Here is an 11,420-nt window from a genome sequence, read left to right on the forward strand (position 1 = left end):
CCTAGAGAAGGGTGGCTCGCAAACGCTCATCGAACGCCCGCACGCTGACGATCATCGGACCGTCGTAGCGCCTGCGGAACCGTCGTACCCGATGGATGACCCGTTCCGAGCCGTAGCTGATGCCCAAGGTCAGGGCGTTGGCGGCGAGCTTGAACGCCTCATCGGGCTGCCCGGACATGACCTTGACCGCCGCGATCTCCGTCATCAGGACACCACGCTGCTTTGCTGCTGGCTGCGCCGATGACAGCGACTCGGCAAACGCGCTCTCGGCCTCCTCCGCCTGGCCCAGCCGTACCATGACCAGCGCTCGATACCCCGCCAACTTGGCGTGATCGAATGGGAATACCCACGGCCACGGTGGCGCGGTGGCTCGCTCGCTCGCCGATACGGCAGCCTCCGCGATCCGCAACGCCGTACGCGCCGAACCAGCGTCATGGGCGGTGGCATAGCCGAGAGCTTCGATGCTGGACAGCCACGCGCGCGCCGTGGCCGGTGGCTGCTCGCCCAGTTCCCGGCGGGCTCGGCCCAGAAGATCAAGAGCGAGCGCCGGTTCCTCTGCGTCGATCTCGAACGCCGCCAAGCTGCCGATCATGTAAGCGGCGAGCAGCGAATGCCCGGCCTGGCGTGCCCCATCGATCGCGAGCCTGTAGTACGTGCGCGCCGTACCGGCGTCCTGCATGTCGACATGTACCCATGCGGCGAAACCGGCCGCCTCGCTCAGCCCTGCCCGGATGTCGTTGGCGATCTCCGGATGGGCGCGGCCAAGGATACGGCTGGCCAGCTCGACGTGCGCCACAGCTCCACGAGCCAGCTCCCGGGACGGCGTGCTGGCCTCCAACCGACGCTGCGCGCCGGTGATACTGGTCAAGGTCGGGGCCGTGGTCTCGTCGACCTCCGCACGCTTGGGCAACGCCACCCCCGCCAGTGCGGTCAGTGCTACTGCCTTGCCGAAATCTCTGCGCTTCGTGGGATCGTCATCTCCTCGGGCACCGAAGCGGAGTAAGTGAAGCGGAACCCCGATCCGGCTGGATATCTCCCTGACCTGGTCCACGGTGAGCGGCTGGCGGCCACGGAGCACCTTGGACACCCAGCTCTGGGAGTAGCCAACCGCCTCGGCCAACTGGCCCTGTGTCCACCCTTGCGACCGACGGATCTCGGCGAGCACAGCGGGCAGATCGCACTCGGCGAGCGCGGCAGCTACGGCGGGCGTAGACCAGAACTGAGGCGGTATGCGGCCTGGTGTCTGGGTCACAACGCTAGGTTAGGCCGCAGAGTGCCACCTGACAGATATTCGTGATGAGAATATCCCCAGCACCATCAGCGCTACCGCATTCACCTGCACGTATGCCCGCGCGGATGATCACCCTCATGAGGGCATCCACTCCCATCACCCCCGCCTCTCCGGCTCGGGACGCGCAACGGCTGGCTGATGGCCTGTCACAGCTCGGCATCCCCGCAGACGTTCACGATGGGTACGGCCTGGCCCTGGTGTCGGTCTGGGTCGGCCTGGTGGTGTGGTGTGACGGGCTCCGATACTGGTGGCGCTCCGGCTGGGACGCGAGCCGACAGCGGGTCATCTACGCCTGGCACCCGGCGTTCGATCCTCAACGGGCATCTCGGCGAGTGGCCTTCCGATACGCCGACCTGCGCCAGACACACCCCCTGTCAGTCGTGATCACCGACCTTGCCCCTCCTCCCAAAGGGGGCCAGTGATGTCACCGGTCTCAGGTGCGGTGGGCCGCCACGCAATGATCGTGAGCCTCCTGCACAGCCATGCACGCACACGCGCCTGCGGAAAACGACTGCTGGGCCACCAGGGGGTCATCGTCGGCGTCCTGCGCAACGGCACCACAGCCTTGATCGAACTGGACGACGTCGCCAACCTCCCCGCCGGAGTCCGGCGCTGGCCTGTTCACTGGGACGACCTGCAAGTCGAACCCGTACCCCCGCCACCAGCCCCGCACGTCATCACGTACCGGGCAGGGATCTCCGGCACGGGAGATGAAGCCGTGCAACATGCCGTACTGCGCAGCAACGAAACCAGCCTCTGCGGGGCAGAGGTACACCCCTTGCCGATCTGCGGCTGGGCCTTCGCCTTCACTCCGGCCATCGCCCGTACCTGCCCCACCTGCGCCCGCCTGGTCGAGACGGCCCCATAGACGGGGCGGCGGCGCGGCCGACCTCCTGATGCTCCGGGTGTGCCAGGAGGAACCCTCCTTCCCGCGCTGTCGCCTCCATCTCGTGTGACCGTCCATCCCACGGCCACACACTTCCCCGGCCCCGATAGCTGCCCGATTGTGTGTCCCGACCGAGGTGTCAACTCCGTCTCCGAATGCCCCGCCCGTGGCATTCCACGCGGCCCACATCGATGCCGCACAGACGGAGTTGACGCCGACCGAGGGACACGAACAATGCGGTATCGGGGGCGGGGGCACGGACACCGACCCCACAATTGAATAATTGGCGCAAATCATCCCCAAAAATCCAACATGGCACGCAGCCCACACAAGCTACTATGAGGCAATGACAAATCAGACACGAAGGCAACATATCGTCTCAAACTTCTATCTACGCGAGTTTGCGGACGAACGAAACCAAGTCTGGCGCGTCGTTCTCCCCGGAGACAAACAGCATGAGGTGGGAACTCACAATGCAAGCGTCACGAAGGACTTTTACACCATCACACTCCCCGATGGCACCAAGAGCGACTTTTTCGAGAAGTACTTTAGCGAAATTGAAGCTGACGCGGCCTCCGCTCTACGGGAAATAGTTCATGAGAATAAATGGCCAATCAGAGGCGGGTCGCGCGAGGCGTTGGCCACCTGGGTCGCACTCCAGCATCTTCGCAGCGAGGGTGTGCGAAATGGCCAAATGCAGATGCAGGCACAGATCCTCAAAATAATTGTTGGCGCCTCCGGAAAGGAAGCGCTGCGCGAACTCATTCAAGAGGCAGAGAAGCGTTCGGTTGGGGATTTTGAGCTCGACCAGGAGTGGGCGGACATCACCAAACCTACCGGACCAGATTTGATACCCGATGCCAAAAGCCACCTCCGATCCCTCTTTAATCTATGGGAGCCCACCGCCCAGCAAATGATTGAAAGAACATGGACACTTTTCCGCTTTCAGCGTCGAAGCCTCATCACGTCCGATCATCCCGTATCACTAGCAGTGGGTGCCGACTATCCCCAATACATGGGCGTGGGCCTCGCCACAACACAAGGGTTCGTAATACCCCTCAGCAGGCGAGTCGGTCTAATCATGAGAGAGATCAACCAAGATAGCTCTCTCGAACTTGCCCTCCCTGGCTCCACCAAAATGGCTAAAGCATTTCTTCGGGAATCAATTATCAATGCCCGGCGCTTCCTCTACCACCATCCTACAGACACGCCACTAGCTGGCCTCATACTTCCCGAACCACAGACCCAGGAAATCAGCCCAGCGGGTGACGACTGGGTCATTGAGGAGGGGCTTTTCGGTCATCTCGCCAAAGACAAGGAAGCTGGCAGCACGCTGCCTAGACCGCCTTCCAACCCCTTCGGCTCGAACGCAGGATGGACGATCAAGGATATTACTTGGCCGATCCCTCATCGTCGGAGCAATGTACAGCCACAGCCAGAGGGCAAGCGCCAAACGGATTGATTGTCCAGGTCTGGGATCATGTAGCGCCATAGTGGAGGAGCGCGGGCGGCGCTGGGCGCGACCGCCCCCAGGCCGCAGCGCCCAGCAACCGCACGTCGCGCAGCCTGCCGAAGGCGGCTGCCTTGACCCTGTAGAGAAGGTTCTCGCCGATCTTGCGCCGCGTGCGGCCCTGCTCCCGAACGGTACGGCTCCGAGCCGTGATCCCCGTGGGATGGTCGCGCGCAAGGTATTGCATTAAGACAACAACTGAGGGTGCCTTCTGCGCTGGGATGGGCAAGCCCTGCTTTCGACCCGGGCGAGGGCACGCAGCGCCAGCTCGTGCACGCCGGGGTGAGCTCCAACGAGATCCACTGGCTGTGCGTCACGCACTTCCACGGCGACCACTGCCTGGGCGTGCCCGGTGTGGTCATGCGCATCGCCCGCGACCGCGTCACGCATCCGGTCAAAGCGGTCTATCCCGCGTCCGGCGAGGTCTTCTGGCGCAGGCTCAGGCACGCGGCAGCCTTCAACGACACCTCGGTCATCGCCGAGCACCCGGTCGAGGGCGAGGTGGCGCATCTTGGTCCGCTGACGGCGCGCCGACTGTCCCACCCGGTCGAGTCGTACGGCTACCGCCTGCAGGAGCCCGACGGGCGCCGGATGCTGCCCGCCAAGCTCAAGGCGCACGGGATCAGCGGGCCTGAGGTCGGCGAGCTGCGGCGCACCGGGCAGGTGCGGGGCATCACGCTGGAGGAGTGCAGCGAGCACAAACCCGGACAGAGCGCGGCGTTCATCATGGACACCCGCATCTGCGACGCCGTCTTCGACCTAAGGCGCGATGAACTCGATGCCAGGAGGGGCGTCGGGCCAGGCCCAAGCCTGCATCTCGTGAAGCTCTACCTCCAATGCCTTCAGCGATGCTGCGGCCGTGACCCCGCCGCCGCATCCCGCCCGGACACCCGTTCGTGGGTGATGACGTAGCGGATCGCATCAAGCGTGGATCAATCCTGCCAACGCGCGGTCCATTCGGCCCCGCGCTAAACGGAAACTGCCAGAGGTGGCCAGCCAGAGCGGGACCGGGGGCGGGCGGGTGGGCGGGCGGTGGGTGGGGAGGCGGGGGTGGGAAGGCCAACAGGCGCATGTGGGGTCGAAGGTCTATGCCGGTTAGCCGCGGCCTACGCGGGCCAGTTGGCGGGATTGGGCGACCAGTTTGCCCTGGGAGTCCCAGACCTCGACTTCCTCGTCGAACCAGCCGTCGGTGATCAGGCGGCCGCTGCCGAGGACGGTCAGCCATCCTGGGGCGGGCAACGCGCGCAGGTGCCAGGTCAGGTCCACCGTGGGGGCCCAGCCTCGGGTACCGGCGGAGAAGACCACGGGGGGCAACGCGTCCACGGCCAGGGCGAGGATGTAGGGGTCGGGGTCCTGGGGTTCGGACAGGCGGAAGTAGGCGCGGGCCTCTGGGACGCCTGTGGGGGTGCCTTGGAGCCATCCCACTGTCGGGGGGTCGAAGTGCATTTCCATCTGGGCGTTCAGCGTCATGCCGGACTCTGGTTTCGGGTCGGGCAACCGTACGCACTCCGACAAGGGGGGCATCAGGGCCATAGGGGTCGAGGTATACGCGGCGGCTGAAGTTTCGGGCAGCGTGGCTGTGGTGATCAGGGTCTCGATGTAAGGGGTGTCGTTCTGGATCAAGGTGGCTCGGGAGAATGCGGCCGTTCTGCCTGATTTGAGGGTTTCCACCTGCACGCGGGCGGGGCCCGGCGTTGGGGAGCGGTGGAACTGGGCCGTCGTACTCACCGGGTGCGCGTGGGGGGAGGCGTCCACGACGGCGCGGAGGATCACTGCCATCAGGTAGCCGCCGTTGAGCATCCCGCCGACCGAGTAGCCGGGGTCGAGGCACACGTCATAGGTGGTGTCGTCGACCCTGATCGCCTGGGTCGCCTCGTCGAACTTCGTCATCCGTACTCCCGAACTATGTTCTAGTAAAGACATACTCTACGGCATCGGGTCATCAACGTGCCTACCTGGGAAAACTGACAGAGTCTGGCGCATGGCAGGCTTCACCGAGCTCATCGGTCAGTCGGTATGGGACGTCCACGGGATCTGGGTGGGGCACGTAGTCGACATCCGCGCGGTCAAGGACCGCACCGGCCTGCAGCAGAGCCACCGCGTCTACGGCCTGATCGTCTCCGCGAGGCGCGCCCCCGTCATGCTGGGCATGACGCACGGCCGCGAGAGCTGGCTGTCCCAGCTGCTCGGACGGCTGGTCTACGCGGGGTGCAAATTCGTCCCGTGGGAGACGGTGACGGAGTACGGCGAGGGCGAAGTGCACATCAAAGCGGCGCGGAAGGAACTTTCCAGGGTCTAGTCGGAAAAGATCTTCCTAGTGTTCGAAGAGGCCCAAGGCTGTATTCGCTACCGTGTTCCCAGTCGGCGAGGCGGGGTGAGTCTTGTGAAGGTGGTTCAGGCCTACCGTTTCGTGTTGGATCCCACGCCTCGTCAGGTGGGTCGAATGGCCCGGCATTGCGGGGCGGCCCGGCTGGCGTTCAACTGGGGTCTGGCACAGGTTAAGGCCAACCTTGGGCAGCGGGAGGCGGAGAAGTCCTACGGCATTGCTGCTGAGTTGCTGACTCCGGCCCTGCCGTGGAATCTGTATGGGCTACGGCGGGTCTGGAACCGGGCCAAGGCGAGTGTGGCTCCGTGGTGGGCCGAGTGCTCCAAAGAGGCCTACAACACCGGGCTGGACCAGCTCGCCCGCGCGTTGAAGAACTGGCACTCCTCCCGATCCGGCCGCCGCAAGGGCGCCCGAATCGGTTTCCCCAGATTCAAGAAAAAGGGTCGGTGCACGCCCTCGTGCTGCTTCACCACGGGCGCCATCCGTATCGAGGCCGATCGCCACCACATCACGCTGCCAGTGGTGGGCACGCTGAAGACCCATGAGTCGACCCGGAAGCTGGCCCGCCGCATCGACAACGGCGCAGCGTCGATCAAGTCGGCCACCATTTGCTGGCGAGCAGGCCGGTGGTGGGCGTCTTTCGTCGTCGAGGTGGAGCGCGCGGAGAGGCGCCCGGTCCGGCCGGAGGCGGTGCTCGGTGTAGATCTGGGGGTCAAGACCCTCGCAGTGTTCTCCAACGGACGTCCCCCTGTTGCCAATCCCCGCCACTACGAGCAATCTCGCCGAAAACTCGCCCGGCGTTCCCGTACCGTCTCGCGCAGGCAAGGTCCGAATCGGCGTACCGGGCAGCTACCGTCCAACCGGTGGAAACGCGCCAACGCCGCCCGCAACAAAGTCCATCACCATATTGCGAACCTGCGCGCTGACGCTCTGCACAAGCTCACCACCAGCCTGGTCGCCGAGTACGGCACGATCGTGGTCGAAGACCTCAACGTCTCCGGCATGGTCAGGAACCACCGGTTGGCACGAGTGATCAGCGACGCCGGGTTCGGTGAGATCAGACGCCAACTCGCCTACAAGACCCGCTGGAACAGCAGCCACCTGGTTGTGGCCGACAGATGGTTCCCCTCCTCCAAAACCTGTTCGTCCTGCGGCGCGGTGAAACCCAAGCTCCCGCTACAGGTCCGAACTTATGACTGCGAGCGCTGCGGACTGAGCATCGACCGTGACGTCAACGCTGCCACCAACCTGGCCGCGTTGGTGGAGCGGCACGTCGCCGGGAGTGGCCCGGAGGCGGAAAACGGACGTGGAGCCGACCGCAGGACCAGGCCCAGCCTGGCAGGGGGCCGTGAAGCGTCTACCCTGCGCCGGGCCCACCCGCCTGGATCAGACAGGGACCTTCGCCTGGTAACGGGCGAATCACCACCCAGGTGAACGGTCTAGCCGGTTGCAAGCGCCCATCTAGCAACATCAGCTAACTTTCAGGTGGCCGAAAAGTCCACTTAGTGAGTTGAGTTATGTCTGCGAACACTCCCCCCGATGGTCAGGACCCCGACCGGACCGTCTCGTACCGTTGGAACCAGGGGCAGCAGCCCGCGAACCCGCCCACGATGCCGTTGTCCGTAGGCAGCGCCCAGCCGTACCCACCCCAGCAGCAACCCGCCTACGGAGCTCAGCCTCCGTACGGCCAGCAGCCCGGATGGCAGCTGCAGGGCCCCGAGGGGTTCGGCCCGCCGGTGGTGGCGGAGAAGAAGCGCAAGGGCTGGATCGTCGCGGTCATCGCAGCGCTCGCGGTCGTGCTGCTCGGCGGTGGCACCGTCTACGCGGTGAGCGCGTTCAGCGGCGGCGGGACGCAGCCGCACGAGGTGCTCCCGTCCAACGCGATCGGATACCTCCGCGTCGACCTCGACCCGGACGCCGGGCAGAAGGCGGCGCTGTTCCAGTTGAGCAGGAAGTTCACCTTCAGCAAGGGCAAGGTGACCGAGGAGGACCCGCGCAAGTCGCTGTTCGACGCCACGCAGGCCGACCGCGACAACAAGATCGACTTTGCCAAGGACGTCGAGCCGTGGCTCGGCTCCAGGATCGGTGCGGCCGCCGTGCCCAGCGGTGGCGAGACGCCCGGCTTCGCCGTAGCCGTGCAGGTCAAGGACGAGGCCCTGGCCAAGGCCGGGATCGCCAAGCTGATGGGTGACGAGAAGTACGGCCTGGCGTTCCGTGAGGGCTACGCGATCCTGTCGGACACGCAGGCCAATGCCGACAAGTACGCCACGGGCCCGACGATGTCGGAGAACGCCGAGTTCACGGGCGACATCGACTCGCTCGCCGGCGACGGTGTGCTGTCGTTCTGGGGGCACCTGGGTCAATTGGCCAAGCTGTCCGCCGCCGAGCTCGGGCCTGAGGAGCAGGCGCAGCTCGACAAGGTGAAGAACGCCCGGTTCGTCGGGACGCTGCGGTTCGACAGCGCTTTCGCCGAGCTGACCGGGTCGGTGCGCGGGGCGGAGAAGATGGTCGACGGCGACCTGGCCAAGGCCGACCTCGCCACGCTGCCCGGGTCGACGGTGGGCGCCATGTCGATCTCCGGGCTCGACCAGGTTGTGACGAAGCAGTGGGCCGAGTTCGAGAAGACGATGGCGAGCATGCCCGAGGTCAAGCAGTTCATGGACCAGGCCAAGCAGAACATGGGCCTGACGCTGCCTGACGACCTGGTGACGCTGGTGGGCAAGAACCTGACGCTGGCTGTCGACGAGGAGGGGCTGGACGGGGACATGCCGAAGGGCGGGGTCCGCATCCAGACCGACGCGGCCAAGGCTCAGGCGGTGCTGGACAAGATCACGAAGGCGTTCCAGGACAGCGGGCAGCCGGTGCCCGAGTTCGGGAAGGTGGCTGGGGACGGGGTGTTCACGGTCGGGACGACGGAGGACTACGCCAAGAAGCTCAGCCAGCAGGGCAACCTGGGGGACAGCGAGACGTTCAAGACGGCGATTCCCAATGCGGGGGATGCCAACTACGCGTTGTTCGTGGATCTGGACAAGGTGGAGAAGTTCTACCTGGGGAGCGTGGAGGGGGACGACAAGGCGAACCTTGAGGTGCTTCGGGCGGTTGGGTTGAGCGGGACGCAGTCGGCGGACTCGGCCAGCTTCTCGCTGCGGGTGTTGTTCAACTAGGTCTTGCTTGAGGCGCGTCCCAGTCGTGCTGGGGCGCGCCTCTCTTCATGTGTGGGTGCTTTTCGTAATGACCCATCTCACCTGCACGTTCACAGATTCGCAGGCCAAACTTTCCCAGATCCGCACACTGAACTTTCCCAGATCCGCATGACTCGGGATCATGGAATGGTCCGAACAGAGAGACGGGCCTTCCCTGCTCTGTACGTCTTGCATGACCAGGAGAGACACCCCGGCGCCCCTCTCCCCGGCGCATCAACGATGGCGACAGCGCGGGCGAAGCCCGCCCCCAAAAAGACAGCCCGAGCGAAGCGAGGACCACCAGGGGTCGGGCCACGGCCCGACTGGGAAAACGCCTGAACCAACACGCGCGAAGCGCGCCCCTGAGAGGCCCTTTTCGCGCGCGCAGGCCCAGCAAACCCCTAAGCCCAGAGTTGCCCTTCCAGGCGCTCCTCGGCTTCGTCCAAAGTGCCCTCGTAAGCTCCCGTAGACAGGTACTTCCACCCGCCGTCCGCCACCACGAAGGCGATGTCCGCCCGCTCCCCCGCCTTGACCGCCTTGCCAGCCATCCCCAACGCAGCATGCAAGGCAGCCCCCGTGGAGACCCCGGCGAAGATGCCCTCCGACGCCAGCAGTTCGCGGGTGCGGCGCAACGCGTCCCCCGACCCCACCGAGAACCTGGTGGTCAGCACCGACTCGTCGTACAACTCAGGGATGAACCCCTCGTCCACGTTGCGCAGCCCGTACACGAGCTCCCCATACCGAGGCTCAGCGGCCACGATCTGCACCCCGGGCACGTGCTCACGCAGGTACCGCCCCACCCCCATCAGCGTGCCCGTCGTACCGAGACCGGCGACGAAATGGGTCACCGTGGGCAAATCAGCGAGGATCTCCGGACCGGTGCTCTCGTAGTGCGAGCGCCAGTTCGCCGGATTCCCGTACTGGTAGAGCATCACCCACGAGGGGTTCTCCGCCGCCAGCCCCTTGGCCACCCGGACGGCCTCGTTGGAGCCGCCAGCCGCCGGTGAGGAGATGATCTCGGCGCCCCACATCCTGAGCAGCTGCCGCCGCTCGTCGGAGGTGTTCTCCGGCATGACGCAGATCAGCTTGTACCCCTTGAGGCGCGCCGACATGGCCAGGGAGATGCCGGTGTTCCCGCTGGTCGGCTCGAGGATCGTGCAGCCGGGCGTGAGCAGGCCGTCCTTCTCCGCCTGCTCGATCATCCACAGGGCGGGCCTGTCCTTGATCGAGCCGGTGGGGTTGCGGTCCTCGAGCTTGGCCCAGATCCGCACGTCGTCCGAGGGCGACAGGCGGGGCAGGCCGACGAGGGGGGTGCGACCGACGGAGTCGATCAACGAGTCATGGCGCATGGCTAGCGCGAGCCGCCGGCCACGGCGGGCAGGACGGTGACGGTGTCGCCGTCGGCCACCGGGGTGCCGAGGCCGCCCAGGAAGCGGACGTCCTCGTCGTTGAGGTAGACGTTCACGAACCGGCGCAGGGCGCCCTTGTCGACCAGCCGGTCCTTGATGCCCGGGTGGTTGGACTCCAGGTCGGCGATCAGCTCGTCGAGCGTCGCGCCTTGGGCCTGCACGGCCTTCTCGTTGTTGGTGTACGTGCGCAGGATGGTCGGGATGCGGACCTCAATGGCCATCGCGGATCAGATCTCCTCATGTCAGATGTCAGTGCCAACGCGGCGGATATGAACGGAAATTTCCGCTCAGCGACAGTCGTAGACGACGACAGAGGGCGTGTGCGCAAAAAGGACACGCCGGATCCGCGCGGCGGCGGGGGCGGCGGTGTTCCTCATGGCGGAAAGCTTACCCCTCACCAGGGATGATCTTGACTTCCTCCTCGGTGACCACACCGTCGAGGATGCGGTACGAGCGGAACTCGTGATCATCAGGCTCGCGCGTCGAGACCAGGACATAGTGGGCGTTCGGCTCGGAAGCGTAGGTGACGTCGGTGCGCGAGGGATAGGCCTCGGTCGCGGTGTGCGAGTGGTAGATCACCACCGGCTCCTCGTCGCGGTCGTCCATCTCCCGCCACACCCTGAGCTGCTCCAGGGAGTCGAAACGGTAGAAGGTGGGCGAGCGCTCGGCGTTCTCCATCTGGACGAACCGGGACGGGACGCCGTCACGGCCCGCGATCACGCCACACGCCTCGTCGGGGTGGTCGGCCCGCGCGTGGGCCACGATCTTGTCGACAAGATCCTGCGAGATCGTCAGCATGTCCTGAGCGTACCGGGA

12 protein-coding genes are annotated in these 11,420 nt (G+C 65.4%); 6 read left to right on the plus strand and 6 right to left on the minus strand.

The window, feature by feature from the left end:
• Position 1: 1 nt before the first annotated feature.
• A complete protein-coding gene (locus ACIBG8_RS19985; protein WP_397344329.1) occupies positions 2 to 1,252 on the minus strand; it encodes a helix-turn-helix domain-containing protein in 1,251 nt (416 codons plus the stop codon).
• 460 nt (positions 1,253 to 1,712) lie between these two features.
• On the opposite strand from ACIBG8_RS19985, the gene ACIBG8_RS19990 reads away from it, so the two are divergent.
• Positions 1,713 to 2,159 carry a hypothetical protein gene (locus ACIBG8_RS19990; protein ID WP_397344330.1) on the plus strand — a complete coding sequence of 149 codons (447 nt, stop codon included), beginning with the start codon at positions 1,713 to 1,715 and terminating at the stop codon, positions 2,157 to 2,159.
• Between the two features lie 301 nt (positions 2,160 to 2,460).
• Positions 2,461 to 3,639, plus strand: coding sequence for a DUF4238 domain-containing protein (locus ACIBG8_RS19995; RefSeq protein WP_397344331.1), 1,179 nt, complete (start codon positions 2,461 to 2,463; stop codon positions 3,637 to 3,639).
• Between the two features lie 16 nt (positions 3,640 to 3,655).
• On the opposite strand, the gene ACIBG8_RS20000 is transcribed toward ACIBG8_RS19995, so the two are convergent.
• Entirely contained in the window at positions 3,656 to 3,874 is a 219-nt protein-coding gene (locus tag ACIBG8_RS20000; protein WP_397344332.1) for a hypothetical protein, read from the minus strand.
• Positions 3,875 to 3,891: 17 nt separating this feature from the next.
• Between ACIBG8_RS20000 and ACIBG8_RS20005 the strand changes: the two genes are divergently transcribed.
• Complete coding sequence (locus ACIBG8_RS20005; protein ID WP_397344333.1) at positions 3,892 to 4,599, plus strand: MBL fold metallo-hydrolase; 708 nt, start codon at positions 3,892 to 3,894, stop codon at positions 4,597 to 4,599.
• Positions 4,600 to 4,782: 183 nt separating this feature from the next.
• Here the strand turns inward: ACIBG8_RS20005 and ACIBG8_RS20010 are convergent, their stop codons facing one another.
• Complete coding sequence (locus ACIBG8_RS20010) at positions 4,783 to 5,577, minus strand: thioesterase family protein (RefSeq protein ID WP_397344334.1); 795 nt, start codon at positions 5,575 to 5,577, stop codon at positions 4,783 to 4,785.
• 91 nt (positions 5,578 to 5,668) lie between these two features.
• On the opposite strand from ACIBG8_RS20010, the gene ACIBG8_RS20015 reads away from it, so the two are divergent.
• The 3 genes from ACIBG8_RS20015 to ACIBG8_RS20025 all read left to right on the plus strand — a co-directional run bounded on the left by ACIBG8_RS20015 (position 5,669) and on the right by ACIBG8_RS20025 (position 9,177).
• Complete coding sequence (locus ACIBG8_RS20015) at positions 5,669 to 5,986, plus strand: hypothetical protein (RefSeq protein ID WP_397344335.1); 318 nt, start codon at positions 5,669 to 5,671, stop codon at positions 5,984 to 5,986.
• An 84-nt stretch (positions 5,987 to 6,070) separates the two neighbouring features.
• Positions 6,071 to 7,447, plus strand: a complete 1,377-nt coding sequence (gene tnpB / locus ACIBG8_RS20020; RefSeq protein WP_397344337.1) for an IS607 family element RNA-guided endonuclease TnpB — start codon at positions 6,071 to 6,073, stop codon at positions 7,445 to 7,447.
• 176 nt (positions 7,448 to 7,623) lie between these two features.
• Complete coding sequence (locus ACIBG8_RS20025) at positions 7,624 to 9,177, plus strand: DUF3352 domain-containing protein (protein WP_397344338.1); 1,554 nt, start codon at positions 7,624 to 7,626, stop codon at positions 9,175 to 9,177.
• Between the two features lie 419 nt (positions 9,178 to 9,596).
• Here ACIBG8_RS20025 and ACIBG8_RS20030 read toward each other — a convergent pair whose 3' ends face one another.
• The 3 genes from ACIBG8_RS20030 to ACIBG8_RS20040 all read right to left on the minus strand — a co-directional run bounded on the left by ACIBG8_RS20030 (position 9,597) and on the right by ACIBG8_RS20040 (position 11,402).
• Complete coding sequence (locus tag ACIBG8_RS20030) at positions 9,597 to 10,544, minus strand: PLP-dependent cysteine synthase family protein (RefSeq protein WP_397344339.1); 948 nt, start codon at positions 10,542 to 10,544, stop codon at positions 9,597 to 9,599.
• A gap of 2 nt (positions 10,545 to 10,546) precedes the next feature.
• Positions 10,547 to 10,825 carry a MoaD/ThiS family protein gene (locus ACIBG8_RS20035; RefSeq protein ID WP_397344340.1) on the minus strand — a complete coding sequence of 93 codons (279 nt, stop codon included), beginning with the start codon at positions 10,823 to 10,825 and terminating at the stop codon, positions 10,547 to 10,549.
• A gap of 166 nt (positions 10,826 to 10,991) precedes the next feature.
• Positions 10,992 to 11,402, minus strand: coding sequence for a Mov34/MPN/PAD-1 family protein (locus ACIBG8_RS20040; RefSeq protein WP_397344341.1), 411 nt, complete (start codon positions 11,400 to 11,402; stop codon positions 10,992 to 10,994).
• Positions 11,403 to 11,420 lie beyond the last annotated feature (18 nt).

This window comes from Nonomuraea sp. NPDC050556 (genome assembly GCF_044457355.1).
In the GTDB taxonomy this organism is placed as follows: domain Bacteria; phylum Actinomycetota; class Actinomycetes; order Streptosporangiales; family Streptosporangiaceae; genus Nonomuraea.